25 protein-coding genes are annotated in these 25,407 nt (G+C 42.2%); 17 read left to right on the top strand and 8 right to left on the bottom strand.

Annotation, left to right across the window (positions count from 1 at the left end):
* Nucleotides 1–117: 117 nt before the first annotated feature.
* Nucleotides 118–1,488, bottom strand: coding sequence for a PLP-dependent aminotransferase family protein (locus BM736_RS05375; protein WP_076409476.1), 1,371 nt, complete (start codon nucleotides 1,486–1,488; stop codon nucleotides 118–120).
* A gap of 117 nt (nucleotides 1,489–1,605) precedes the next feature.
* Here BM736_RS05375 and BM736_RS05380 point away from each other — a divergent pair, with 117 nt between their 5' ends.
* Complete coding sequence (locus BM736_RS05380; RefSeq protein ID WP_076409478.1) at nucleotides 1,606–2,214, top strand: LysE family translocator; 609 nt, start codon at nucleotides 1,606–1,608, stop codon at nucleotides 2,212–2,214.
* An 82-nt stretch (nucleotides 2,215–2,296) separates the two neighbouring features.
* On the opposite strand, the gene BM736_RS05385 is transcribed toward BM736_RS05380, so the two are convergent.
* Nucleotides 2,297–2,935: a class I SAM-dependent methyltransferase gene (locus BM736_RS05385; RefSeq protein ID WP_076409480.1), complete on the bottom strand. Its 639-nt coding sequence runs from the start codon at nucleotides 2,933–2,935 to the stop codon at nucleotides 2,297–2,299.
* Between the two features lie 353 nt (nucleotides 2,936–3,288).
* On the opposite strand from BM736_RS05385, the gene BM736_RS05390 reads away from it, so the two are divergent.
* Nucleotides 3,289–3,891: a DUF4124 domain-containing protein gene (locus tag BM736_RS05390; protein ID WP_076409482.1), complete on the top strand. Its 603-nt coding sequence runs from the start codon at nucleotides 3,289–3,291 to the stop codon at nucleotides 3,889–3,891.
* Between the two features lie 197 nt (nucleotides 3,892–4,088).
* Here the strand turns inward: BM736_RS05390 and BM736_RS05395 are convergent, their stop codons facing one another.
* A complete protein-coding gene (locus BM736_RS05395) occupies nucleotides 4,089–4,739 on the bottom strand; it encodes a glutathione S-transferase (RefSeq protein ID WP_076409484.1) in 651 nt (216 codons plus the stop codon).
* A 253-nt stretch (nucleotides 4,740–4,992) separates the two neighbouring features.
* On the opposite strand from BM736_RS05395, the gene BM736_RS05400 reads away from it, so the two are divergent.
* Nucleotides 4,993–5,979: a rhodanese-related sulfurtransferase gene (locus BM736_RS05400; RefSeq protein ID WP_076409487.1), complete on the top strand. Its 987-nt coding sequence runs from the start codon at nucleotides 4,993–4,995 to the stop codon at nucleotides 5,977–5,979.
* Nucleotides 5,980–6,130: 151 nt separating this feature from the next.
* Here BM736_RS05400 and BM736_RS05405 read toward each other — a convergent pair whose 3' ends face one another.
* Both BM736_RS05405 and BM736_RS05410 read right to left on the bottom strand, forming a co-directional pair.
* Nucleotides 6,131–6,928, bottom strand: coding sequence for a slipin family protein (locus BM736_RS05405; protein WP_076409489.1), 798 nt, complete (start codon nucleotides 6,926–6,928; stop codon nucleotides 6,131–6,133).
* Complete coding sequence (locus BM736_RS05410) at nucleotides 6,909–8,363, bottom strand: nodulation protein NfeD (protein ID WP_076409491.1); 1,455 nt, start codon at nucleotides 8,361–8,363, stop codon at nucleotides 6,909–6,911. Before BM736_RS05410 ends, BM736_RS05405 begins: the two co-directional genes overlap by 20 nt.
* A gap of 186 nt (nucleotides 8,364–8,549) precedes the next feature.
* On the opposite strand from BM736_RS05410, the gene BM736_RS05415 reads away from it, so the two are divergent.
* From BM736_RS05415 to BM736_RS05435, 6 genes are all read left to right on the top strand, one after another.
* Entirely contained in the window at nucleotides 8,550–9,095 is a 546-nt protein-coding gene (locus tag BM736_RS05415; protein WP_076409493.1) for an aminoacyl-tRNA deacylase, read from the top strand.
* A gap of 229 nt (nucleotides 9,096–9,324) precedes the next feature.
* Nucleotides 9,325–10,707: a molecular chaperone gene (gene yegD / locus BM736_RS05420; protein WP_076409495.1), complete on the top strand. Its 1,383-nt coding sequence runs from the start codon at nucleotides 9,325–9,327 to the stop codon at nucleotides 10,705–10,707.
* Entirely contained in the window at nucleotides 10,704–11,198 is a 495-nt protein-coding gene (locus tag BM736_RS05425; protein ID WP_076409497.1) for a CreA family protein, read from the top strand. The genes yegD and BM736_RS05425 overlap by 4 nt, the downstream gene beginning before the upstream one ends.
* Before the next feature lie 273 nt (nucleotides 11,199–11,471).
* Nucleotides 11,472–11,663 (top strand): hypothetical protein, encoded by a 192-nt coding sequence (locus tag BM736_RS25110; RefSeq protein ID WP_179079010.1) that lies wholly within the window; start codon nucleotides 11,472–11,474, stop codon nucleotides 11,661–11,663.
* A gap of 272 nt (nucleotides 11,664–11,935) precedes the next feature.
* Nucleotides 11,936–12,388, top strand: a complete 453-nt coding sequence (locus tag BM736_RS05430; RefSeq protein ID WP_076409955.1) for a GNAT family N-acetyltransferase — start codon at nucleotides 11,936–11,938, stop codon at nucleotides 12,386–12,388.
* Between the two features lie 74 nt (nucleotides 12,389–12,462).
* Nucleotides 12,463–13,344, top strand: coding sequence for a sulfurtransferase (locus BM736_RS05435; RefSeq protein WP_076409500.1), 882 nt, complete (start codon nucleotides 12,463–12,465; stop codon nucleotides 13,342–13,344).
* A 42-nt stretch (nucleotides 13,345–13,386) separates the two neighbouring features.
* Here the strand turns inward: BM736_RS05435 and BM736_RS05440 are convergent, their stop codons facing one another.
* Both BM736_RS05440 and metG read right to left on the bottom strand, forming a co-directional pair.
* Nucleotides 13,387–14,640, bottom strand: coding sequence for a diguanylate cyclase domain-containing protein (locus BM736_RS05440; RefSeq protein WP_076409502.1), 1,254 nt, complete (start codon nucleotides 14,638–14,640; stop codon nucleotides 13,387–13,389).
* 260 nt (nucleotides 14,641–14,900) lie between these two features.
* Nucleotides 14,901–16,973, bottom strand: coding sequence for a methionine--tRNA ligase (gene metG / locus BM736_RS05445; RefSeq protein WP_076409504.1), 2,073 nt, complete (start codon nucleotides 16,971–16,973; stop codon nucleotides 14,901–14,903).
* A 161-nt stretch (nucleotides 16,974–17,134) separates the two neighbouring features.
* Between metG and apbC the strand changes: the two genes are divergently transcribed.
* The 8 genes from apbC to BM736_RS05485 all read left to right on the top strand — a co-directional run bounded on the left by apbC (nucleotide 17,135) and on the right by BM736_RS05485 (nucleotide 23,578).
* The gene (gene apbC / locus BM736_RS05450) at nucleotides 17,135–18,250 is read left to right on the top strand and encodes an iron-sulfur cluster carrier protein ApbC (protein ID WP_076409506.1); all 1,116 of its coding nucleotides are present in this window, start codon (nucleotides 17,135–17,137) and stop codon (nucleotides 18,248–18,250) included.
* An 8-nt stretch (nucleotides 18,251–18,258) separates the two neighbouring features.
* A complete protein-coding gene (gene udk / locus BM736_RS05455) occupies nucleotides 18,259–18,894 on the top strand; it encodes a uridine kinase (protein ID WP_076409508.1) in 636 nt (211 codons plus the stop codon).
* Nucleotides 18,895–19,040: 146 nt separating this feature from the next.
* Nucleotides 19,041–19,856, top strand: a complete 816-nt coding sequence (gene pabC, locus BM736_RS05460; protein WP_076409510.1) for an aminodeoxychorismate lyase — start codon at nucleotides 19,041–19,043, stop codon at nucleotides 19,854–19,856.
* A complete protein-coding gene (gene mltG, locus BM736_RS05465; protein ID WP_076409512.1) occupies nucleotides 19,853–20,860 on the top strand; it encodes an endolytic transglycosylase MltG in 1,008 nt (335 codons plus the stop codon). The genes pabC and mltG overlap by 4 nt, the downstream gene beginning before the upstream one ends.
* Nucleotides 20,857–21,489 (top strand): dTMP kinase, encoded by a 633-nt coding sequence (tmk, locus tag BM736_RS05470; RefSeq protein ID WP_076409514.1) that lies wholly within the window; start codon nucleotides 20,857–20,859, stop codon nucleotides 21,487–21,489. Before mltG ends, tmk begins: the two co-directional genes overlap by 4 nt.
* Nucleotides 21,489–22,406 carry a DNA polymerase III subunit delta' gene (holB, locus tag BM736_RS05475; protein ID WP_076409516.1) on the top strand — a complete coding sequence of 306 codons (918 nt, stop codon included), beginning with the start codon at nucleotides 21,489–21,491 and terminating at the stop codon, nucleotides 22,404–22,406. The genes tmk and holB overlap by 1 nt, the downstream gene beginning before the upstream one ends.
* 7 nt (nucleotides 22,407–22,413) lie before the next feature.
* Entirely contained in the window at nucleotides 22,414–22,740 is a 327-nt protein-coding gene (locus BM736_RS05480; protein WP_076409518.1) for a PilZ domain-containing protein, read from the top strand.
* 49 nt (nucleotides 22,741–22,789) lie between these two features.
* Nucleotides 22,790–23,578 carry a TatD family hydrolase gene (locus BM736_RS05485; protein WP_076409521.1) on the top strand — a complete coding sequence of 263 codons (789 nt, stop codon included), beginning with the start codon at nucleotides 22,790–22,792 and terminating at the stop codon, nucleotides 23,576–23,578.
* Nucleotides 23,579–23,780: 202 nt separating this feature from the next.
* On the opposite strand, the gene rsmF is transcribed toward BM736_RS05485, so the two are convergent.
* Nucleotides 23,781–25,211 carry a 16S rRNA (cytosine(1407)-C(5))-methyltransferase RsmF gene (gene rsmF, locus BM736_RS05490; RefSeq protein WP_076409523.1) on the bottom strand — a complete coding sequence of 477 codons (1,431 nt, stop codon included), beginning with the start codon at nucleotides 25,209–25,211 and terminating at the stop codon, nucleotides 23,781–23,783.
* Nucleotides 25,212–25,407: the final 196 nt, after the last annotated feature.

Here is a 25,407-nt window from a genome sequence, read left to right on the forward strand (position 1 = left end):
AATCGTTTTAAATTGTAACCAAATACAGCCTTACTTTACTGCGGTAGAGTAAGGCGTTGATGATGGAATAGTTATTATTTTCGGGTGTATCTATGCACCTGCTACATTTAGCTAAGTTCACACCACCGAGTAGGTGTTTTGAGATAAGTTCGTGATACTTGACTCAATCTGTAATAGTGAAGACTCAAACTCTGTCTCACTATTCGCACCACCGATGCTTAGCCGTATATGGTTATCATGGTTGTCAAAGTCATCACCATTACGAACCAAAATTCCACTACTTGCTAAAGAGGTCACTAAATGATGCGCTTTTACACCGGGCATGAGTTGGACCCAACCATTTAAGCCGCGCCAATTGCTAGTGAGTCCGAGCCTTTCACACATTTCAATGCAGCGTTGTTGTCTATGGGCTATCAGTTTCTCCCTGTCTCCCATCAAGGCCTTAGCGCTAATGAGTTGTGTTGCCAGTTCAATATTTAATGGCGAAACCATCCAGCACTGGCTATGAAGCGCTTGTTTTATTTTTGGCCTAAGTGGTTCAGGTATTAACACGAAGCCTTGTCTTAGGCCGCCCGAAAAAAGTTTAGATAAACTTGATAGGTAGATGACTCGATGAGGCCGCTCTTTTGTTGTTTGCTTAACTGACAAATTCCAAAGCGGGCCTTTCCACTCATGGGGCAAACAATAATTGACATCATCCTCTATGATATAAAAATCATGTTCTTGAGCCAACTTCAACAAGGCGTGCCTTTGTTCATCAGAGTATTGAATGCACGTTGGATTTTGATTATTTAGAGTCAGATACAGAAGTTTTGGTTGATGTTTTTTGACCAATTTTAGTAAGGCGTCAAGATCTAACCCGTCCTGACTCAAAGGCGCGCCGTAACTTGTTATTCCTAATTGCCTTGAAGCAAGTTTTATTCCTGGGTAACAATTTTCTTCATGTAATAGCACCTCTCCAGCTTGCATCAAGCCATTAATGATGGCGAAAAGCCCTTGCTGCGCTCCATGAGTGAAGAGTAGATCTTCACTAGACTGTACTATCCCACGATTTGTTAACCATTGATGAAAGGCAAACTGTTGCTGAGGCAAGGGGTTGGCATGGTATCCAAGCAATACGCTTAATTTATGCGGATCTTTTGCGAGTTGACTTAGTGCTTCACCTAGCGCATCGACTTGATTGGTTAATGGCTGCTGACACGTGGCGAAATTAGTTTGTTGCTGTGCGAGTGTCGGTTTGAACTGCGGTTTTACGTAGGTACCAGCACCCACTTTAGCTTCGACGAGCCCTTTGAGCTCAGCTTGTGCATAAGCTCGAGTGATAGTGCCTACGGTAAAGCCAAGTTTATCGGCAAGTAGCCTTTGAGGAGGAAGTTTGACCCCGTCAATCAACTCTCCGCGTTTAATTGCCTCTTCAATGGCATCAAATAAACGTAAATATTTTGGCCCGGTGAACGTGCTGAGGTCTGGAATCCAAATTGTACCCATGACAATAAAACCATTGATCCATTTTTAGTAGTCGTTATTATGCGTTTACCAACTAACTGTGTCAATTATTGTATGCATACAATAATTGGTGAAACGAGTAATACTAAGGAGAAATAGATGGATCAATCGTTATGGGCATTGATGATCTCAGCAGGAATATTTGGCGCTACGATGACAATGACCCCAGGGCCGAACAATATTTTACTGGCACAGTCTGGCGCAAACTATGGAATAAAAAGCTCCTTACCCCATATCTTGGGAATACGAGTTGGGCAGACGACCTTGCATGTGTCTATTTTATTAGGTCTAGGGACACTCTTTGAAACGTGGCCAGTGTTTCATCAGGTACTTAAATATTTATCGATCGCTTATCTGTTATTTTTGGCTTATCGAGTGGCCACATCCTCTGTGTCAGAGACGCAAGCGGATAGTCATGCAAGGCCGATGACCTTAAAGGAAGCAGCTTTATTTCAATGGGTAAACCCAAAGTCTTGGATGGCGACCATCACGCTTTGTAGTGCTTTTACCATAGCGGGTGAGGCGTTTTGGCTTAGTGCTATTTTAGGTGTAATTGTTTTTAATTTGGTCGGTTTCCCAGCCTCCTTTACTTGGGTATTTCTTGGGGCGGCTATTCGTAAATTATTGAGTTCAGCCAAGAGACGCTTACATTTTAACTGGATGATGGCAGCGCTGTTAGTCGCATCTATCCCTATGGTTATTAAGTGATTGCCATTCACAGCTCAATAGAAGTGACTGACTATTGCGAAGAGATGACGGTTTACACTTATACGGCTAATGGCTAGGGCGTTTACTCCGTTAACTTGGCAATAATAAATAGATCATTTTCGCTGCTACCTTGTTGGGCTGGACTGGTTTTACGAATAAGTTTGAGTATTTCAAATCCATTGGCTTCTAAGTGCCTGATTAAATGGTCAGCTTGATGGTAATGGGTATACACTTTATCGCCATCACTGTTTTCTGAATACTTAGATTTGTCATAATCATCTTCCATAGTACTAAGGTAGATGACGCCATTTGATGTTAATAGAGATGCACTGGATTTTATTAGTTTCTCTGCATCAGATTTGGATAAATAAGGCAGGCAGAAACCGCTCATAATGGCGTCAAAGCGTTCATCAAGTTGAGCTATCTCACGGCTGTCCATGACATCAACCTTTACGCTTGGGTTGTTTATCTGTGCGAGCCTAACCATATTTGGGGAAAGATCTGTCGCATATATCGATAGTTCAGGTAGCTGCTCATTGAGCAAACGTGTGATATTTCCGGGACCGCAAGCCATCTCAAATAGTGTACCTGCTTTGTTGAGCCTTAATTGTTCAATAAAGGCGTCAAAGGTATCTTGGTAAAGGGACAGTTCCATATATTTGTCTTGATACTTTTCAGCTAATTTATCGAACGTACTAACAGTGTGCTCATATTTGTCCATATTATCCCTTTTGAACGATTTTTAACTTAGATCTAAACTGAAAGACTGACTTCAATTTAACTGTCCTTACAATCTAACAGCCATATATATCAAGCGTCGATAGTGCTAATTACAGTTAGTCTAGTGCTGTGTACTGTCATACAAGGTTTGATACGCATATGACGGTAAAGCCACAATCTATCAGTTTGGGACTATAGATAATAATGACCCCTTAATAGATTTGTACACGAATTAAGTTATGTTACTTTATATCAGCTGACTGTTTACATACTAACTTTGCTGCTAGGTAAAAATAGGCGGCAAGTAAAAATGAGTGACAGGTAAAATGGACTAGTAAGATCAGGGAGATAAGTATGGATACTAGGGGCATTAATAGAAATGCAATGGCAATTTGTTTGCTCGCGATAGGTTTTTTCACTTCAACTTTAGCGAATTCTGCCGTATATAAATGTATTGATGAAAATAACAAGCCTACCTTTAGTGATAGACCTTGTGCTGACGATGCGGTCAGAATTGATAAGCTGATCCCTGAGATCGAGGGGCTCGAGAGACTCACTAAAGAGAATGTAAAAGCAGCATTTTTACTATTAGCTAAATATCAGAAGAACAGTGATATAAGTAAGATCAGAAACTTTCTCCATGTCGACGCCAAACTCTCAATCGATCTTCCTGAGGAGATGGGAGGCCTTCAAACTTACTCAGTAGAAGAGTATTTACGCTCAGCTAAAGGCAATAAGAACAAGAATAATGTCTCTTATGATGTTGAAATTACAGCTATAGATATTAAAAATGATGGCTATAGTGCAAGGGTTGAAGCCAATATTATTCAAGTTGGCAAGGTTGAAGGTCAGCGTTTACAGCTGATAACCTCTGAAGTCGATGAGATAAAGCTCATTGGAAAGTCACTTCGTATTACTAAGGTTACAGCTAAGCTCAATGATATGAAGCTACTTTAAGGCTCGTTATCCAAGGGAAGTACAAATTTATCCAAGAATTGTGCAAAACGTTATCAGTTAAATAGTGTGAAACCCATTGAGCAGGAGTGGCCTTAACCTCACGACCTGATGGGTTTCGACTGTTCTAGAGGTGCTTTGATCTCGCGGAACCTTGATCTAGAAGAGTTTCGCAACAATTTTCAATTCAGAAGTAACATCTAATGCGGAAATGTAAATGATTCGCCGCTCTCTAACCAAGTGGGATATTTATTCATAATAGCCTTAAATGTTGGGCTATTAACATGTTCATTTAACCACCTTTGGACATTAGGATAAGGTGCTTGGTTAAACCACATAGTATCTACTGCTGCAAATTGACGAATAAAGGGGAAAATGGCTATGTCGGCAATACTCATCGAGTCGGCTAAAATGTTTTTCTGTTTACTTAATAAGTGATCCAACTGAGCAATAAACTTCTCACCTTGGCTTCGATAAAACACCTCTGTGTTTTCAGGGTACCTGTCGGCATATTTATACTTGTCTAACCATGGCTTAAAGTCATTATCATTACTTTCTATCAAAGCTTTTGCTACCTCTTGCTGCCTTTGATTATCTGCGAGCAAAAGGTTGTTGGGATCTGACTGATGCAGTGCCCAGCACATAATATCGAGACTTTCTTCAATAACCTCTCCGTTTGCTAGTAGTAGCACTGGCACTGTTCCCTTAGGGGAGGCATCAAGCATAGGTTGAGGCTTATGTTTAAGTACAATCTCTCGTAAATCAACACAAGTGTTAGACAGGTAAATACCTAAGCGTGCGCGCATGGCGTAAGGGCATCGCCTAAAAGAGTAAAGTGTGGGTAGTGGCATTGTGTTTGTCTAATCTTATTCATTTTTAACAATTATTTTTGACTGACAGCGTAAAAATAACAAGCATTAAATAGCTTGTTTATCAAAAAATGGACTGTTAATTAGAGATAGTGCCAATAACCTTACATTTTATACCTGTTTGTAAACATGTGACTCATGTAGAATTCCCGCTGTTTTTGTGGCCTAGCACATGCCTAAGGTCGTCACTATTTTATGCACAGGAGATTAAGCTCCTGCCAGCATTGAGGTTAATATGTCCCAAGTTGTTGTATGCGCGTTATATAAATTTGTTTCTCTGCCAAACTTTGAATCCATTCAAGCACCATTACTTGATGTGATGACTGATGCGGGGATTATGGGAACCTTGTTACTGGCCAGCGAAGGGATCAATGGCACCGTTGCTGGTTCACAAGACTCTATTGATAAGTTATTGAGTTGGCTAGAAAGCCAGCCGGGGCTCGATAACATAGTACACAAACTCTCTTTTGATGATGCGATGCCATTTTATCGTACTAAAGTAAAATTGAAGAAAGAGATAGTGACTATGGGGGTCGAAGGTATAGATCCACTAAAAGTCGTTGGCACGTATGTAAAGCCTAAAGACTGGAATGAATTAATTTCAGATCCGGATGTCATTGTTGTTGATACTCGAAATGAGTATGAAGTTCAGATTGGTACTTTCAAGAACGCCATAGACCCGAAAACAGATACATTCCGCGAGTTTCCTGCTTACGTTAAAGAGAATCTTAACCCGGAAAAACATAAGAAAGTAGCGATGTTTTGTACCGGTGGAATACGTTGTGAAAAGTCCACTGCTTACCTAAAAGAGCAAGGTTTTGATGATGTATACCATCTAGAAGGTGGCGTACTGAAATACCTTGAAGAGGTTAAGCAGGAAGATAGCTTATGGGAAGGTGAGTGTTTCGTATTCGATAATAGAGTTGCGGTTAACCACGATCTAGAAAAAGGTCAATATGATCAATGTAATGCCTGTCGTATGCCGATAACAGAGTCTGAAAAGGCCAGCGAATCGTACGTAAAAGGGGTCAGCTGTCCGCACTGTGTTGGTAGTATAACGGATAAGCAACGTCAGCGTTTCGAAGAGCGTGAGCGTCAGATGCAACTGGCTGAAAAGCGCGGAGAAGCGCATATCGGCAGTGAAGTTAAGACTGTGATTCAATCTCGTCGTAATGAGAAAGAAACCTTAAAACAAGCTCAGCTTGAATTGAATAAAAAATAACTTAGTCGGTTACGGGCATATTAAAAATAACTTGCTATAGTTAGTTGGCATTTGAGTTTATTGAACCCTGTATCGGGCGATTCATACCTCATTGATGCAGCTAAAAAGCCGTCGCAAGACGGCTTTTTTATTGGTGAAAATTAGGTTTTGGTTATTTTTCTTTATCTGGTTTATCTGGTTTATCTAGGTTCTTCTTCATCACTCCTTCAAGAAGATCCATAGGCAGAGGAAATAAAATCGTAGAGTTCTTCTCGCCAGCGATTTCAGTTAAAGTTTGTAGGTATCTGAGTAATATGGCATTAGGCTCTTCGGCAAGTTTATTAGCAGCTTCAACCAGCTTAGCCGATGCTTCCATCTCTCCCGATGCATGAATGACTTTTGCACGACGTGTCCGCTCAGCTTCTGCTTGTCTTGCGATAGCCCTGACCATCGTCTCGTTAAGATCCACATGCTTTATTTCAACATTCGAGACTTTTATCCCCCAGCCATCGGTGCGGGTATCGAGAATACTTTGTATATCGGTATTCAACATCTCCCTATTGGCGAGCATCTCATCGAGATCGTGCTGACCTAAAACGGATCGCAAGGTAGTTTGGGCTAATTGAGAGGTTGCTTGAAGGAAGTCTTCGACATTAATTATTGCTTTTTGAGAGTCCAAAACCCGAAAATAGATCACCGCATTGACACGTACCGACACGTTATCTCGACTGATCACATCCTGAGTTGGGACATCCATGACTATGGTTCTCAGATCGACTCGTACCATCTGTTGAATGATCGGAATGACTATGATGAGACCAGGGCCTTTCACTCGGTAAAACCGGCCTAACATAAAGATAACGCCTCGTTCATATTCTCTGAGGATCTTAAATGCACTGAGTAGCAGAGCAAGAAATAGTACCAATACAGCTAGGGTAAACATGGCACCATTAGGCAGAATGTGATCCATCATTTGTCTCCTTATCAACCCCTTTATGACTCGAGGTTGCTTCATCGTTGCTATATTGTCCAAGGATCAGAGTGAGGTTATCGACATCACTCACTTTAACCCACTTACCTTTTAACATGGGAGCCTCGCTTTTAGCTGCCCAGCGTTCCCCACCAAGTAAAACAAACCCTTGGCCAGTAAAGTCTTCTAATACTTTAGCATTAGCCCCAATCATAGATTCACGGCCACTGACAACCTTGTTATGGCGTGCGCGCCACAAGTAACCTAAGCAGAGTATGACAAAAGCGGCGCTGACAAAGGTCACAGCGGCAATAACGGGGAGAGATATCTGAAAGTCTGTGTTTTTGGTATCAATAAGAAATATAGAACCTAAGGCAAAGGCGATTACACCACCTACACCAAACACACCGATACTCGGGGCCATTGACTCTGCAACCATTAAACCTATACCTAAAAGTAGTAAGAGTAGGCCTGCGTAATTTACTGGAAGCATCTGAAAAGCATACATGGCGACGACAAGTGCTATGGCACCTGTTATGCCCGCAACACCCACACCTGGGCTATAAAACTCTAAGATCAGACCGTAAACACCAATTAACATTAAAATATACGCAATATTGGGATTAGTAATGGTTGCAATGAAATCATTGCGCCAATCAGGTTTTATCTGGGTCAATTTTGATGAAGAGAGTTCAAGTTGTTTTGCTTGCTGGCCAATTGTGATCGTCCACCCATCTATCTGTTTAATTAAGTCAGAGCTTGAGGTGGCGATAAGATTAATCACATTTTTTTCTAACGCTTCTTGTGCTGTTAGTGTTGCAGCGTCAGTGACGGCCAGCTCTGCCCACTCTTCGTTACGCCCTCTAAGTTGTGCTAAAGAGCGGATATAGGCGATGGAATCATTAAGAACCTTTTTTTCCATTGCTGATGGCGAGCTTGGTTGCGTTTCTTTATCTTGGGGACTGGGCGATTTGGGTGAGCCGCCTATGCTGACAGGAGTTGCTGCGCCTAAAGTTGTGGCGTGGGTCATCGCGGCAATATGACAGGCATAGAGAATGTAAGTACCAGCACTTGCTGCTCTTGCCCCTGATGGGTGAACCAAGCAAGCAATAGGAATACTTGAGGTTAATATAGCCTGATTAATATCACGTAAACTGGATACTAAGCCACCCGGGGTATCGATAACAATAATAAGCAGTGGTGAATTTAGCTGATTGGCAACTGTTATCTCACTGGTTAAGTAATCACTGACTGCAGGGCCAATAGCCCCTTTAATATTAAGGATCGGGATAATATCTGTTTGTGCTGTTTTTTCGACGGGAGCTTGCAGTTGTTTTTCAGATGCCGTTAAGGAATATGAGATAACTAGCATAAAAAACAGCATGCTAGTTAAGCATAGTTGTAATGAATGATATTGCTGAGTCGCTGGTTTCATGGGTGAGTAACTTAACAGCCATTATTGTATAGTTTAGCCAAGAATAAGCTTCACTGCTTAATACCTAGTCTCGCTGAGCTTTACTATAATTATACCTAGACTAGGCTAAGGCTTGACTCAAAGCCTCAATACGAACTGTTGGTTTTTTCGTGGTAGGGAGCATTGAGGTAAGTAGAGGGTGTTTCTATGGCTATCGCAATGACTTTGTCATCATTTCTAAACAAAAATCATGTTGACTACTCTGTGGTGAAACATAGAAAAACGCTCTCTTCGCTCGACTCATCAGCTTCTGCACATATACCGAGTTCTCAACTAATTAAAGCGCTGCTATTAGTCAACGAAGAGGGTGATTACATGTTAGCCGGTATTAGTGCTGGCCACAGGTTATCAATACTTAAAGTCAGTGAGCTAATGGGAGAGGTTTACCATCTAGCCGATGAGAGTGAGTTATTGTCACTGTTCTATGATTGCGAAAGAGGTGCAACCCCTGGACTTGCAGAAGCTTATGGCGTCAAGATGATGTTAGATAAACAGCTTATTGATGAAGAGGCTGTGTATATCGAAGCTGGCGATCATTGTCATCTAATCAAAATCAATCATCTTCAGTACGCGCCTTTACTCTGTGGGACTTTACTTGCCGATATCAGCGGTGAACTGATCGGTGCGCCTGCATTTGGTGATTATGATAATGCCTACAGCAGGGATGAGCGGAAAATTGCACATGTAAACTAGCTAACAGTAAACAGAAATCATTTGTTTAGCGTTTGTTTATGGAACTTATCCGCGATGTCATGTTCCTTGCTACCTGTTGCTGAAGAAAAAGCCAGACAGTAATCTACGTGGATATTAAAGCAAATTTTGGCTGTTTACTCTTGCAATTCTATGTTACTTTTCTCGGCTTTTTTATCTCTTTTCGTTTCTGCTTCTGTTGAACGGATCCTTTAATTATTGGGGCGAGTGAATGTTTGTTGGTTTTGATTATGGCAGTGCCAATTGTGCCATAGGTATCATGGAAGATAGTGAAGTTCGGTTGCTCCCATTATCAGCTACCTCTAATTATCTGACTTCCACCCTTTATGCGCTCGACAGAGAGCTGATCGCCGAAGCTGTTTACCAGCAGATGCCACAACATCAAAAAGCGGATTATGCCAAACTGCGAGGAGCACAATTAAGTCGTGCCAAGCATGCAAGGCGAGAGTTAGACCTCGATAGCGGTGAGCAAGCTGTTTTTGTGGGTGAACAAGCTGTTAAGGCGTATTTGGAGATGCCAGAAGAGGGCTTTTATGTTCGCTCCCCTAAATCATTTCTTGGAGCGAGTGGGTTAAGGCTAGATCAAGTTGCCCTGTTCGAAGATATCGTCACCATGATGATGTTGCATGTTAAGCAGCTGGCGGAGTCAAATACAGGTCTCAAGCAGCAAGGAATCATTACACATGCGGTGATAGGTAGACCGGTCAATTTCCAAGGTATTGGCGGTGAAGATAGCAATCTTCAAGCCGAGGCCATACTGCGCCTCGCTGCGCAGCGTGCAGGCTTTATCGATGTGGATTTTTTGTTTGAACCCCTCGCTGCCGGTATGGATTTTGAGGCCACGTTAACCGAAGATAAAGTCGTGCTAGTGGTTGATGTTGGTGGTGGTACTACCGATTGCTCTGTGGTGCGAATGGGTCCATCCCATATTCATTTAAATGAACGCAGCCAAGACTTTTTGGGGCACAGCGGCCAACGAATTGGCGGTAATGATCTAGATATCGCTTTATCGATGAAGGCCTTTATGATCCATTTAGGTTTAGGGTGCCATATGGTTAATGGTTTACCTGTTCCTAGTAAACCTTTTTGGAATGCGGTTGCAGTAAATGATATCAGTGCTCAACGTGATTTTGTGTCATTAAGCTCAAAGAAGATGATAGAGGAGCTTATTAAAGATGCTGAAAGCCCAGAGCTACTACAAAGGTTACTCAAAGTTCAGCATGACCAATTAGGTTACCGCATTGTTCGAAGTGCTGAGCAAGCCAAAATAGCACTATCAGAGTCAGAGTCTGTGGTGACTAAACTTGATTATATTTGCCCTTCACTGGATGCTGAGGTGACACGTCAACTCTTTAGCGATGCCATTGAGCTACCAAGTGCCAAGATTGAAGTCTTGATGAAACAAGCGTTAAGTGCTGCAGATGTCGATGCCGACATTATCTATGTCACTGGCGGGACGGCAAGAAGCCCTGCTATTTACGATAAAATTGCGGGATTACATCCTCAGACTCCTATTGTAGTCGGTGATCACTTTGGTAGTGTTACAGCAGGCTTAACCCGTTGGGCACAGAAAGTATTTAAGGAGAACACATGAAAATCCTTGCAAGGTTAACGAAAATATCAACTGCAGCTGTTATTTTTCTCGGCTTAACTGCGTGTGGCGGTGACGATGTAGCCAAAGTCAGTCTCGGTTTGTTTACCACTAAAGATGTCATTATCGATGCACGTCATGATCCTAAAGTTAATGGAGTAACTTGTCATATCAGCCGTATTGAGGCCAATTTGAGCCTAGCTGATCCATCTGATATGAGTATATCCTGTCGTCAAACAGGCCCGATAACAGCAGCGGATATAGCTGGTATTGATAAAAGCAAGAATGGTGAAATTGTATTTAAGCAATCTTTGAGTATCTTGTTTAAATCATTAAAAGTTCGCCGTATCTATGATGCGGAAAACCAAACTTTGCTCTACCTTTCTTACTCTACCAAAGAGACTAAGGGAAGCCACAAACATGCTTTATCTACAGTGCCTTTATATAACACGGCTGCATGGCTGGAACCTGGCAAAACAGATAAAGTGAATTAAGCCGTGATGGTCTAATAGAGCGGTGAGTTGAGCGTATGCTGCAGCTTGCCACTCTTTCATTCGCACTGGAGTTCTCTTATCTCACTGCAACTGCTAGCTCAAAAAATATTGAGTATCGTTATAGTCTTATACGGGATAATAGGTGCAGGCATTCTGCTGTTGTCTGAAGCGAGGCATGACTCACTTAGTCGGCTTTGTATTTATGCGGCCGTGTTTATTTTCGTGCCGATAATAACGGCTTATGGCATTTGGACAAGTAGGCGTTGGGCCGAATTGCTTTCTATACTCTTTTTCACTCTGCAATGCGTCAAACCGCTTTATCTGCTGCAATGGCTTCCCTATAATCCACCATTTTCCTTAGGCATACCTTTTGGTAATTTTAATGATGGCTCAGCGGTATTGATAGATGGTTTTGCTATCTTGATGTTAGCCATCTCCACAATCATCATCTATTTTCGAAAATAGACTTAGCCCTTGAACTTAAATGTTGAGCTTAGATGTTGCAGTGTAAGCTTGGACTTAAACTTTGGAGCTAAAGCTTGGACGTAAAGCTTGGACGTAAAGCTTGGAGTTAGTGCTTAAGCTGAGTACTAGAAGTTAAACCGATTGGTTTTCAATCTTAGTCTTATCGCTATCTAAATGACTCATACTGACGTATTACTGAAATTGTATAAGTCTCTGAACGAACGTAAGTTAAGATGATATTCACTTTTTGATAAGAGTAAAATTGTGTGCAAATGATTATAAGTGCGGTACCTCGCTCGAAATATAAAGATTTACTTGCAGTGTGGGAGGCATCTGTTCGATGCAGCCATGATTTTTTATGTGACTCTGAAATTAACAGGTTGAAGCCTCTCATATTGGAGCATTATTTCGATGCCGTTGATTTGCGCTGTATTGAGGATAAAAGTGGAAGCGTTCTTGGTTTTTGTGGCGTTGCCGATGGCAATGTAGAGATGCTCTTTGTCGAACCAAATAGCATGGGCTTAGGGGCAGGTAAGGCATTGATCACATATGCCATTAAGCATCAAGCTGCCACTAAGGTCGATGTTAATGAGCAAAACCCTAAGGCCCTCGCTTTTTATTTGCATATGGGGTTTAGTGTTATTGGGCGCTCGCCTTTAGATAGCCAAGGTAAACCATACCCATTATTACATATGGCTCTGAATACAGTCGATGCGCTGGTATAGTGAAACTGTTTAGAACTGTTAACCATTTAATCTCATGTTTTTAAACCTATTAAAATTTGGCAAGAGAACCTGCTATGACACTCACTTCAAAGTCGCCGATAGTCACGACACAATGGCTTGAACAAAATCTTGATAATGAACGGGTTATTTTACTCGACGCCAGCATGGAAAAGGTGGTTGGGAAAACACCGATAGAATACGATTCTTTGAGTTGTATTCCTGGGGCGATGAAAATTGATCTGGAAAAAGAGTTGTGTGATTTGAGCTCTACGCAAGTTCACGCTTTTCCCACAAGAGAAAAGTTTGAGCTGATTGTGTCTGTCTTAGGCATCAAAAAAGACAGCCTTGTTGTTATCTATGACAATCAGGGGATCTATTCATCTCCTAGAGCCTGGTGGATATTTCAGGTAATGGGGTTTGAAAATACGCTTGTGTTAGATGGCGGGTTACCTCAATGGTTAGCCGAAGGGCGAGAGACGACTTCTCATTATAAGCAAACGGCGCCTTTACCTTTGCTTAATAATAAGGAGTCGCCAGTTGATTTATGTTCAGACAAAGTGTGCGATTCACGTTACGTGTTAGAAAAAATGGCCGACAAAAATATCTCTATTTATGATGCTAGGGGAGCAGCACGGTTTTTAGGACAAGCCGCTGAGCCTAGAGCAGGGATTCGCAGTGGTCATATTCCAAATGCAACCAATCTACCATTCGCTAAGGTTTTACACGGACATTGTCTAAAAACGCCTGTTGATCTTAGAGCACTTTTTACTGAGGTCACTGCAATTGACAGTAATAACCCGATTGCTCAGACTGAGCGTATTTTCAGTTGTGGCTCAGGAATAACGGCCTGCATCTTAATTTTGGCCTCAGTAACAGCAGGGCACGATAATAACGTACTTTATGATGGCTCATGGGCCGATTGGGGGAGCAATCATAGATTACCCATTGAAGTCTAAAAACGACACATCTATCACTCATGAACCTTGTATTGATTGCTTTTATAAGTAATAAATAGAGGTTCCTGATATCTGTTTTGCTTGGTACATCGCTTCATCAGCGAGCTGTATTAAGGTTTGTACATCGGTATTATTACCATAATAAACGGCGACCCCTAAACTCGCTGCTACGTGAAGGGTGTTTGGACCGATATGAAAAGGGGAGTTAAATTTTTCAAGCAGTTTCTCTGTCATCAGCTTAACTTGCTCCTCTTTTTTAAAGCCATTTACTACGACTAGAAACTCATCGCCTCCAAGTCGTGTAATGATATCTGACTCCCTAATGCAGGCTTTTAGCCTCTTGGCTGCTCCTTTTAATATTCCGTCTCCCGTAGTATGCCCATAGGTGTCATTGATGATTTTAAACTTATCTAGATCAATATAGATAAAGGCAATAAACAACGTATCTTGCTCAGCTTTAGCAAACAGCTGAGTAAGCTTCTGCTCCATGATTCGTCTATTAGGCAGATTAGTCAAAGGGTCTAAATTCGCTTGCTCTAGCACCTCTAGCTCTTTTTGCTTGCGCCTAGAGATATCTCTGACAATGGCAATTAAGTACTCTGCACTGTTATATTCTATAAAGCTGATGTTTGCTTCAATTGGAATCGCTGTACCGTCTTTACGGTTGTGTGTTGACTCTATGACTTGGCTACTATTGTCTTTAATATTTTTGACATGCTGCTGCCATTTTCCATCTTGCTTTAATGCAGGATGAATATGAGGAACTGATAAGGTCAACAGTTCCTGTTTACTGTATCCGAGCCTCCTGTAGCCAAGGTGATTAGAGTTAAGAAAGTCCCCACTTTTTGGGTCAACCACATATATGGCATCATTAGATTGATTAACAAGGTGGTTGAGTAACACCTCAGCAGCTTCAGATTTTCTTATATTGGTTAGATCAACCAGCTGTGAAATGTACCTGACTATGTTCCCCTCCATGTCAGGTTGAGCCACAATATTTAGTTGCGCATAGATAGCATGTCCATTCTTGTGTAAGTAGCGCTTTTCAGTTGTGACAGGAGAATAGGGCTTTTCTGTGAGTTGACGTCTGACTTCTTGGTTGATTGGGATATCGTCATGGTGCGTGATGATGATACCGTCTGCATAGATCTGTTCGTTTTCGTATCCAAGCATCTTATTAAAGGCTGGATTTACATATTCGAGCTTGCCACTTGGGTAGGACAAAACAACGGGGATCGGGGTGATCTCAAAAAGCCGATAAATAGATTGTTCAATTTGGGAGTTATCCTTCATCATAGTCATTCACTCATGGTCAGTTATTGAATGATTTACAGATAATTGATATTGAACAGTGTTCCCTACCGTTTTGTTATTCGTTAATCCTTTAGATATATCATCTGCACTACTGCTCTTATGTAGAGCTATACTCTGAAGTATTTAAGGTAATGCAAAATTACTACAATAGGAAGGCCTAATGTAAATAAACTGTTGCGAGTGGATTTCGAAGACAAAAAAGGCCGCATAACAGCGGCCTTTTTAACAGCAATTGATGACGCTTATTTAACGCGCATACCTGGTTGTGCACCTTCATGTGGCTCGACAATCCAGAGATCTTTCTTGCCAGGACCTGCAGCAACGACCATGCCTTCAGACATACCAAAGCGCATTTTACGAGGGGCAAGGTTAGCGACCATAACCGTTAACTTACCTTCAAGATCTTCAGGTGCATAAGCCGACTTAATGCCAGCGAAGACCTGTTTAGTCTCACCGCCTAAATCAAGCTGTAACTTCAGCAATTTGTTAGCTTCAGGAACATGCTCAGCTTTTGCTATGCGTGCGATACGCAGATCAATTTTGGCAAAGTCTTCGAAGCTAATCTCTTCAGAGATAGGGTCGAGTGCTAACTGGTCAACATCGGTCATGTCGGTAGCTGTTTCAACGTCGGCTTGCTTTGTTTTAGTCGCCTCTGGCTGTGCGGCAAGCAAGTTTTCTTTAGAAGCTTCAATAATGGCCTCGATATTTTTCATATCGACGCGTTGCATCAAGGCTTTAAATTTAGTGATTTCGTGTCCAGCAAGATCTGCCGCTAAATTTTCCCATGTCAGTGGGAACTGCAGGAATGCTTCAACATCATCAGCGAGTTTTGGCAATACAGGCTTAAGATAAGTCACAAGAATACGGAATAGATTAAGCGCATTTGAACAAACTTGATGTGCTTCTTCCTGCTTATCTTCCTGCTTAATCAGTTGCCAAGGTGCTGCATCGGCAACATAGGCGTTTGCCATATCAGCTAGCGCCATGATCTCACGCATCGCTTTACCAAACTCACGTGTTTCATAAAGCTCAGCGATAAGGTCAGCTTTTGCAAGGAAAGTTTGCTCAAGGCTTGTATCGGTAACGTTAGCTAGCTTACCTTCAAAGCGTTTGGTGACAAAACCTGCTGTGCGGGAAGCAAGGTTAACCAGCTTACCGACTAGATCTGAGTTAACACGTTGAGCAAAATCTTCTAGATTAAGGTCAAGATCGTCAATTCTGCTACTTAGTTTTGCAGCGTAGTAATAACGAAGATATTCAGGCTCAAGGTTATCAAGGTAGGTACGTGCCTTAATAAATGTCCCTTTCGACTTAGACATCTTAGCGCCATTTACAGTGACATAGCCGTGTGCGTAAACATTGTTAGGCTTACGGAAGCCTGCACCTTCTAACATCGCTGGCCAAAAGAGGCTGTGGAAGTTGACGATATCTTTACCGATGAAATGGTAAACTTCAGCGGTAGAATCTTTAGCCCAGAAATCATCAAAGTTTAAGTCTTCACGTCGGTCACATAAGTTTTTAAATGAGCCCATGTAGCCGATGGGGGCATCAAGCCAAACGTAGAAGTACTTACCTGGCGCATCAGGGATCTCAAAACCAAAGTATGGTGCATCACGGCTGATGTCCCACTGCTGCAGGCCTTGTTCAAACCATTCACCGAGCTTATTGGCTATCTCATCTTGCAGGGCGCCAGAGCGGGTCCACTCACTGAGCATCTCTTCAAAAGCTGGAAGGTCGAAGAAGAAGTGCTCTGAGTCTTTCATCACTGGCGTCGCGCCAGAAACTGCAGACTTAGGATTAATTAGATCTGTTGGACTGTATGTCGCACCACAGTTATCGCAGTTATCTCCGTACTGATCTTCGCTCTTACATTTAGGGCAGGTGCCTTTAACGAATCTATCAGGCAGGAACATAGATTTTTCAGGATCAAATAGCTGAGAAATTGTACGAGTTTTAATGTAACCAGAGTCACGCAGCTTGATGTATATCTTACTGGCTAATTCACGGTTCTCTTCGCTGTGAGTACTATGGAAATTGTCGAACTGAATATTGAAATCGGCAAAATCTTGCTGATGCTCTTTATTAACCTGAGCGATCATCTCTTCAGGCTCGATACCCATCTGCTGAGCTTTGAGCATTATCGGCGTACCGTGTGCATCATCAGCACAAATATAATGACACTCATGGCCACGTAGCTTTTGGAAACGAGACCAAATATCAGTTTGAATATATTCCAGCATATGGCCTAAATGGATAGGTCCATTTGCGTATGGAAGTGCACTTGTGACTAGGATTTTACGTTGTGAATTTGCCATCTTGTCTCAAAATCAGTTAAAGGCCCATAAATAATGGCATAGATACTAACCGATCCTTGCAAGAGTTTCATTAAAAGGTGATTTAAGTGGGTTAAAACTACACGAATATTTGTGGTGTTTTCTGGTACACTTGGGCAAATTATTAATAGGGGGTAGCACTTTTGTCTTCAGCTTCTCAAAATTATCGTTTAAGCGACGATCTTCTCGGGCCTGTTTTGGCCATCTTAGATGCACATCAGGACCCATATCTAGCGCAAGGTTTAGTTTCTGCTGGATGTGTGAACAAACTCGATATCGAAGGTAAACGCCTACTACTAGGCCTTGTCTATCCCTATCCTTGTATGACTCAGTATCGCGATACTGTGATGGCTATAACGAACAAGCTCGCAGTGCTTGATGCCATCGACGAAGTCGAATGTGAAATTGATTTTCAGCCTGCGACTATTTCAGCGATTAGTGCAGTAGAGCCTATCCCTAATGTTAAGCAGGTTATTGCTGTTGCGTCAGGTAAAGGTGGCGTTGGTAAATCAACTACATCGGTAAACCTCGCGCTTGCGTTGGCAGCAGAAGGCGCCAAAGTTGGTATCTTAGATGCTGATATATATGGTCCTTCAATCCCACTAATGTTAGGGGTTACCGATTTTAAACCTGTGTCTCCAGATGGCAAAATGATGACGGCGGCTGAGGCTCATGGCATTACTGCTCAATCTATTGGGTTTATGTTAGGTCAAGATGAAGCTGCAGTTTGGCGTGGGCCTATGGCTGCGGGTGCGCTTGCTCAGTTATTAAATGAAACGCTTTGGCCTGAGATAGATTACCTAGTTATTGATATGCCGCCAGGGACAGGTGATATTCAGCTGACCTTGTCACAGAAAGTACCCGTTACTGGTGCTGTTGTGGTGACGACGCCACAAGATATTGCACTTGCTGATGCGAAAAAAGGTGTAAGCATGTTCCAAAAGGTCAATATCCCTGTACTGGGTATCGTTGAGAACATGAGCTTCCATATTTGTAATGAATGTGGTCATAAAGAACATCCATTTGGCAGTCTCGGTGGCAGCAAGATGGCGGAGCGTTATCAAGTGCCGCTTCTTGGTGAATTACCGCTTAAACTTAATATTCGTGAAGATGTAGATAAAGGCGCACCTACAGTGGTCGCTCATCCAGAAAACGATGAGTCAGCAATCTATCGCGAAATAGCAAGAAAAGTGGGAGCACAACTTGCTCTTACTCAAGCAGCATCTAGTGTTTCAATTAGTATCTCAGAAGACGAATAAGGTTTAGCATGAATTCTCAGTGTGTCATCATCGGTATTGCAGGGGCTTCTGCTTCAGGTAAAAGTTTAATCGCTAAAACAATTTATGAAGAGCTGTGTCGTGATTTAGGCACAGATCAGATTGGTGTTATAGCGGAAGATGCTTACTATAAAGATCAGAGCCATATGTCTATGGATGAACGTGTTTTGACCAACTACGATCATCCTAAAGCACTCGATCATGAACATCTTTGTCGTCATTTGCAGGCCCTTAAATCAGGAGAAGCAGTAGATATCCCACAGTACAGCTATAGCGAGCATACTCGTATGGCTGAGACCATTAAAATGACGCCTAAGAAGATCATCATTTTAGAGGGGATTTTGCTGTTAACCGATCCTAATTTAAGAGCCTTGATGGATGCGAGTGTATTTATGGATACACCACTTGATATCTGTTTTATGCGTAGATTAGCACGTGATGTGGCAGAGCGTGGCCGTACTATGGAGTCTGTAATGACTCAGTATACAGATACGGTACGCCCAATGTTTTTACAGTTCATTGAACCATCAAAACAGTATGCCGATATCATAGTGCCACGTGGCGGGAAAAACCGCATTGCAACTGATATATTGAAAACTAGAATTCAACACCTTTTAGATAAGTAGTCTAAAACGTACCCTACAGATGCCTTTACTTTATAAGTTTGAATATACAAACAGTAAAGAGGCAATCAATGAAAGTTATAAGCAGCCTTAGCGAGTTTTTATTAGCCAAGATGGCTAATCATCCTAGGTATTAACTCGGAGCATGCATGACGCAAGTCTGGATTAATGGTGAGATTGATAATCAGCTTGATCCCTTTGATCGAGGTTTGAGTTATGGAGATGGCCTGTTTGCGACCATGAGAGTTGCAGATGGTTGCCCTCTGTTTCTTTCTCAACATCTTAAGCGCTTATCTCAAGGCGCTAAGCGTCTGGGATTTCACTGGGAGCCGCAGCCAAGTCTTATTGAGCAGATAATGCAGGTTGCTAAACCTCATGCTCAAGCATGCCTTAAGTTATTAATCACTCGAGGCGCTGGTGGTCGGGGTTACGCACCTCCTTCTGCGGTGACAGTAACAGAAGTTCTTTCTGTTCATGCGATTCCCCTTCATTACTCCTCATGGCAGCAGCAAGGGATCGCGTTGAAAACCAGCCCTGTTCTGCTTTCATCTCAGCCAAGGTTGGCGGGAGTTAAGCACCTTAACCGGCTCGAGCAGGTGTTGATTAAATCACAACACTTGGATGGGGACTATGATGATTGGCTTGTTTTAGATGCAAACAGCAGGGTGATAGAAAGCTCAATGGCCAATATTTTTTGCGTCAAGGGGAATCAGGTTGTAACCCCTGCCATCTCTCATTCAGGTGTATCGGGTGTGATGCGCGAGCAGGTGATTTATGAGCTCATTGAGTTAGGGTTAGACATTAATGTCGGTGACCTAGCTTATAAGCAGCTTGCTACATTTGATCAGATATTTATTACCAATAGCCTTTTGGGGGTTGTCGATATCAATCGTATTGATGATATCAGCTTCTCTAAAGCAGATTTTAGTGACAGGATAAGAGAAAAGTATCAGTTAACATTATGAAAAAAATATTAATATCACTTCTAGGGCTTTTCTTTACCTTATCCTTGTTAGCTGGTGGAGCTGGCATCTGGGTTTACCAAAGTGTGATGGACTATAGCCAGTCACCGTTAAACCTGACTCAGTCTGAAGACCTACAGCTCCACAGAGGTACATCATTTAATCAGTTGGTGACGGACCTTGAAACAAAAGCGTTAATCAAAGACGCTTGGAAGCTAAAAGTGCTGGTAAGAATTGATCCGCAACTTGCCAAAATTCGTTCAGGCTATTATGAGCTCAATCCCGGTGAAACCGTTAATCAATTACTGTTAAAGCTCACTCAAGGTAAAGAGAAAATCTTTAGTGTGACGTTAGTTGAAGGACAGAGCATAAAAGAGTGGAGCGCTATTTTACAGGCGTTGCCTCACAGTCAGTTTGATCCTCAGGTCTTTAATCAGGTATTAGCTGAAAACGGTGATGACTCAGCGCTGCCTGAAGGTAAGTTTTTCCCTGATACTTATCATTATGTGGCGGGTGAGAATATTCGCTCTATCGTGCAGCAGAGTTATCTCAAAATGCAGCAGCAGCTCAACGCTGCGTGGGAGAGCCGAGATGAAGATCTCCCACTAAAGACACCTTACGAGCTGTTGATCATGGCGTCTATTATCGAAAAGGAAACAGGAAAAGCGAGCGAGCGGCCATGGATTTCAGCGGTATTTGCCAATAGGTTAAATAAAGGAATGCGACTACAAACTGATCCTACTGTTATTTATGGCATGGGTGAGAGTTATCAAGGCAATATAACCCGCAAAGCTTTACGCGAGCATACTCCATTTAACACTTATAGAATCAATGGGCTGACTCCAACGCCTATTGCCGCTCCAAGCGGAGCTTCATTACTTGCCGCTGCGCAACCTGCTGATGTGAATTATCTCTATTTTGTATCTAAGAATGACGGCAGCCATGTTTTTTCAAGAACACTAACCGAGCACAATCGTGCAGTAAATAAATATCAGAGAAATCGATGAGCAGAACAAATAATAGCAAATTTATTGTTATCGAAGGTTTAGAGGGAGCGGGTAAGTCGAGTGCTATCTCTTTAGTAGGTGATTTTATCGAAAAGCATACAGGTAGGTTAGCTGTATGTACTCGAGAGCCTGGTGGCACCCCTTTAGCTGAAAAGATGCGCGACTTGGTCAAGATTGCAGAGGAAAACGATCCACTGTGTGATGAAGCTGAGTGTTTATTACTCTATGCCGCTAGAGCTCAGCTAGTTGCTAATGTCATTAAGCCTGCTTTAGCGAGTGGTGACTGGGTGTTGGGTGATAGGCATAACTTATCTTCATTGGCCTATCAAGGCGGCGGCCGTGGCTTAATGCCGTTAGTTAAGGTCGTTAGCCAGGCGACATTAGGTGACTTTAAACCAGACTTAACGATCTATTTAGATATTGATCCAGAGTTAGGGCTCAAGCGTGCGGCGAATAGAGGTGAGCTCGACCGAATTGAAAAACAAGCACTGGATTTTTTTGAACGTGCACGGGCTACCTTTTTAGAGATTGCTGATAGTGATGACACCATCGCGGTGATTGATGCTGGCCAAACTATGGCAGAAGTTCACAAAGATATCCTTGCTTTGTTGCAGTCTCAGGAGTGGTAATGGAGCAGCTTCCTTGGCTCGCTTCACCAATCCGTGAGTTTAGCCATCAGGCAAAAGGTGGATTAATTGGTCATGCCTATCTTGTTGGGTTGCACTGTGGCTATGGCGGCGATCGCTTTATAGAGGAGATGGCGAAAGTTGCACTTTGCCATACCCCATCAGAGCAGGGAGCTTGTGGCTTTTGTAAAGCTTGCCAATTAATTGAATCTGGTAACCACCCTGACTTTTATCAGTTAAAAGCAGACGGTAATCAGATTAAAGTTGATCAAGTTAGAGCACTGTGTCAAAAGTTAACTTCAACCTCTCAGCAAAGTGGCCGACGAGTTGCGTTGATTTACAATTGTGAAAAGCTTAATCAAGCATCAGCGAACGCGTTGCTCAAGACTTTGGAAGAGCCAGGTAAAGATACCTTGCTACTGCTGCAGTCAGATACTCCGGCTAGATTGATGGCAACCATTAATAGCCGTTGTCAGCGTGTTCATGTGGATCTTCCCTCTATTGCAGAGATCAATGCCTGGCTATCAAGAGCAAGTACGCTTAAATCAGATGTAACTTGGTGTTTGCCTGTGATGGGGGGCCCACTGGAGTTGTCACTTGCCTTACAGAGCGAACGTTATACACAGCTGCTACAATTTAGAAAAGACTGGGCTCAAAGTTTGTCCTCTGGACACCTGTGTGCTAGTTTAATTAACATAAATGAAAAGCAAGTTTCTGATGCACTTAAAGTTTTATACCTTTTGATAAGGCAGAAACTCATTAAACAGTCTGATTTAGATGCATTGTTGAGAGTCAAAGTAACGGAGTTTGCCATGAAGGTAATGGATACCTATCATAAACTGAGTGTCATGCCGAACGTGAATTACTTAGCTCTTTTTAATGGTTTTATCTTAGAATATAATAAGTTAGCTAAGAGATAGCCGTTTTATGATAGATCTAGTTGTTAATTTTGATACTTTACACCAGCTTTATCGCGCCTACATGCCTTTTATACAGCCTGTAGGCCTATTTATTGCGACCAGTGAAAGCCATTATCTAGGTCAAGAACTCAACATCAGCTATCAACTTCCTGGTTCAACCAATAAACATGAATTTCAAGGCGTGGTTGTTTGGATCAACCCTTTAGGGGCCTCTGGTGGCCGGCCAGCTGGGATTGGTATTAAAGTTTTATCTGATGCCTTAACGCATAAACAACACATTGAAACTCTATTATCTGCCGAACTCGCTTCAGGGGATTTGACCTGTACCATGTAGCTCTGTATTCTTTGTCGACTTTTTTGTTTCAACAAAGCTGGAAATACACGTGCTCATCGACTCCCATTGCCACCTAGATAGATTAAAATCAGCCCCTGATCAACCTTCATTAAGACAAGTCATATCTGATGCTCATGCACGAGATGTTGCTTACTTTCTCTGTGTTAATGTAAGGCAGCAAGGCTTTACCTCTATGCGAGATAAAATGGCTGAGTTTGAACAGGTGTTTCTATCTGCTGGTGTGCACCCGCTCGATGTTCAAGAGGGGTTAAATACTAGCGAACTCAATGAGTTTGTAAAAGAGCGCAAGGTTATCGCCGTTGGTGAGACTGGTTTAGACTATTTTTATGCTAATGAAACCAAAGCGCTGCAGCAGCAATGTTTTGAAGAGCAGATAGCACTCGCCGTTGATGTTAATAAGCCCTTAATCATTCATACTCGTGATGCTAAAGCTGATACCTTACATTTTTTACGTAATGGACATGCTGATAAAGTGGGCGGGGTATTGCACTGCTTCACAGAAGACTGGGAGATGGCTAAAGCGGCGTTGAATTTAGGTTTTTATATCTCTGCATCTGGTATTGCTACCTTTAAAAATGCAGGAGAGCTACGCTCTGTTATCAGAAAAGTCCCTCAAGATCGCCTGCTTGTAGAAACCGATTCACCCTATTTAGCGCCTGTCCCCCACAGGGGAAAAGAGAATCAGCCTGCCTTTGTTCGAGACGTTGCCGAAGCGATGGCAGAGCTTAGAGGGGACTCTTATGAAGAGTTGGCTGCTTATACGACAGATAACTTCTTCAGATTATTTAAAGATGCAGCAAGGCTAGCTGCTCGCTAAGCCAAATTTCAGACAAAAAAAGACCCAAAACTATTCCGATTGTTTTGGGTCCAGGGGAATGGCTCTACTTAAAGAGCCGTGCGCTACTGTTGAGATCCTCATAAGGAATTAACTCTCTGGCATATAGTGTAGACTACTATTGGAAATAACCTCGCTTATATGCACTTTTTTTAATGCACCTTTGTAACTAAATATTTCAAAACTATTCACTGCAAGTCGAATTGACTATTTTGTCTCTGACAAGGTCACGTGGCAGTGAGTTTTTAAGTCTTTTTCCTAAGTGCTTAGCAAGTCCTAATGGACTGTTATGATAGGCAAGAATTACCTCCCCCTGAGGCTTACCACCATCGTTAAGCGGGATGTCTCTACCCATAAGGTATTCGCAAGCTTGAGCTTGGGTCAGTTCAATCGTCTCTGTGTTTTTCCCCAGTACAGTAATTGCCTGATGTTGGGCTTTAAATCCTTTTTTAATTTCATCAGCCAGCTTTATCCCAATTCTCTGGTAGCGCATACGGCCGATGAGACTTTCTATCTCCTTGGGAAATAGCCAGTACTCAAGATCTCTTTTCATAAGGAGAGCATCATCAGGTATCGACAAATTAAAGGTATCGCTAAAGTAGGTGCTTAGGGCTGCTTTCTCTTTGGTTGATGCAGGCGAAAAGGGGAAGTTTTTCTGTCGCTTAGGCTCTGGCTTTAATCTATCGATTGAAGCTAATTTACCTATTTTAGCAATAAAAAAACCTTCACTATCAAAAATCTGCGGCCATACATGTAGGAACCCCTCTTCAGTGCAAGCTTTGTCAGCTTCAGGAAACAGGTCATTTAGAGGCAAAAACGTGACAGCGTCAGGGAATCTGTTTTTGAGATACTGACACACTTCTTGGTTCTCACTACGGCTTAGAGCGCAGGTAGAATAAACTAAGGTTCCTCCTGCTTTTAGCGCTAAGAAAGCAGACTCAATCAATGACTTTTGAGTCTCAACTATCGACTTTGAGCTTTCTATGCTCCAATTTTTAAGTGCGAAAGGATCTTTTCGTATCGTACCTTCACCACTACAAGGTGCATCAAGCAGTATGCTATCAAATGTCTCATAAAGGTACTCTCCAAAGACACGCGCATCAAAGTGCGTAAGGGCGGTATTGCTCACTCCCATGCGCTGAATGTTGGCATGTAATACTTTTACTCGGCTTGATGAATACTCGTTAGCAATGAGTAATCCCTGATTATTCATTAATGCAGCAATTTGAGTTGTTTTAGATCCCGGTGCAGAAGCCATATCTAATATCTTGATATCATGCGCTTCTTTTAACTGGGAAAATAGTGCTGTTGGTGGCAACATAGAGCTGGCTTCTTGAATATAAAATAATCCCTGCAGATGTTCGATAGTATTGCCGAGCTGTATCTCACTGTTTAATGAGATCCAAAAGCCATCTTCACACCATGGTATTGGCTCAAGGTGCCAACCCTTTGGTGACATCATAGTGATAAATGACGCTGATGAAATTTTTAGGGTATTGACCCTAATTGAGGGGCGCAGTGGCTTTTGACTGTAGTGTATTAAGTCATCCATTGAGAGGTGAGAAGGTAACTCTTTTGCGATACAGTCGATAAAATCTTGATTTAATTGAGACATAGAGAAGGTGCAGGAAGTATTTTGCTGGGATTATAGCATAGTGATTTTATAGGACGGCGACTTTAATAGGGTAGTGACTGTATAGATTGACGGTTTTAAAGATAGGCCAGTTTATCAACCTGCTTAACGAGCAGTAATTGGTATTAGACTTCTCTAACCGTTTTAGTGAGTTGAAATAGTAACTAGAGTTAAATTG

It is taken from the genome of Shewanella sp. UCD-KL12 (genome assembly GCF_001957125.1).
GTDB lineage: Bacteria > Pseudomonadota > Gammaproteobacteria > Enterobacterales > Shewanellaceae > Shewanella.

Bases quoted from the DNA above. Each gene is read 5' to 3' on its own strand.
- BM736_RS05375 (WP_076409476.1), bottom strand. From the start codon at position 1,488: ATGGGTACAATTTGGATTCCAGACCTCAGCACGTTCACCGGGCCAAAA.
- BM736_RS05380 (WP_076409478.1), top strand. From the start codon at position 1,606: ATGGATCAATCGTTATGGGCATTGATGATCTCAGCAGGAATATTTGGC.
- BM736_RS05385 (WP_076409480.1), bottom strand. From the start codon at position 2,935: ATGGACAAATATGAGCACACTGTTAGTACGTTCGATAAATTAGCTGAA.
- BM736_RS05390 (WP_076409482.1), top strand. From the start codon at position 3,289: ATGGATACTAGGGGCATTAATAGAAATGCAATGGCAATTTGTTTGCTC.
- BM736_RS05395 (WP_076409484.1), bottom strand. From the start codon at position 4,739: ATGCCACTACCCACACTTTACTCTTTTAGGCGATGCCCTTACGCCATG.
- BM736_RS05400 (WP_076409487.1), top strand. From the start codon at position 4,993: ATGTCCCAAGTTGTTGTATGCGCGTTATATAAATTTGTTTCTCTGCCA.
- BM736_RS05405 (WP_076409489.1), bottom strand. From the start codon at position 6,928: ATGGATCACATTCTGCCTAATGGTGCCATGTTTACCCTAGCTGTATTG.
- BM736_RS05410 (WP_076409491.1), bottom strand. From the start codon at position 8,363: ATGAAACCAGCGACTCAGCAATATCATTCATTACAACTATGCTTAACT.
- BM736_RS05415 (WP_076409493.1), top strand. From the start codon at position 8,550: ATGGCTATCGCAATGACTTTGTCATCATTTCTAAACAAAAATCATGTT.
- yegD (WP_076409495.1), top strand. From the start codon at position 9,325: ATGTTTGTTGGTTTTGATTATGGCAGTGCCAATTGTGCCATAGGTATC.
- BM736_RS05425 (WP_076409497.1), top strand. From the start codon at position 10,704: ATGAAAATCCTTGCAAGGTTAACGAAAATATCAACTGCAGCTGTTATT.
- BM736_RS05430 (WP_076409955.1), top strand. From the start codon at position 11,936: ATGATTATAAGTGCGGTACCTCGCTCGAAATATAAAGATTTACTTGCA.
- BM736_RS05435 (WP_076409500.1), top strand. From the start codon at position 12,463: ATGACACTCACTTCAAAGTCGCCGATAGTCACGACACAATGGCTTGAA.
- BM736_RS05440 (WP_076409502.1), bottom strand. From the start codon at position 14,640: ATGATGAAGGATAACTCCCAAATTGAACAATCTATTTATCGGCTTTTT.
- metG (WP_076409504.1), bottom strand. From the start codon at position 16,973: ATGGCAAATTCACAACGTAAAATCCTAGTCACAAGTGCACTTCCATAC.
- udk (WP_076409508.1), top strand. From the start codon at position 18,259: ATGAATTCTCAGTGTGTCATCATCGGTATTGCAGGGGCTTCTGCTTCA.
- pabC (WP_076409510.1), top strand. From the start codon at position 19,041: ATGACGCAAGTCTGGATTAATGGTGAGATTGATAATCAGCTTGATCCC.
- mltG (WP_076409512.1), top strand. From the start codon at position 19,853: ATGAAAAAAATATTAATATCACTTCTAGGGCTTTTCTTTACCTTATCC.
- tmk (WP_076409514.1), top strand. From the start codon at position 20,857: ATGAGCAGAACAAATAATAGCAAATTTATTGTTATCGAAGGTTTAGAG.
- holB (WP_076409516.1), top strand. From the start codon at position 21,489: ATGGAGCAGCTTCCTTGGCTCGCTTCACCAATCCGTGAGTTTAGCCAT.
- BM736_RS05480 (WP_076409518.1), top strand. From the start codon at position 22,414: ATGATAGATCTAGTTGTTAATTTTGATACTTTACACCAGCTTTATCGC.
- rsmF (WP_076409523.1), bottom strand. From the start codon at position 25,211: ATGTCTCAATTAAATCAAGATTTTATCGACTGTATCGCAAAAGAGTTA.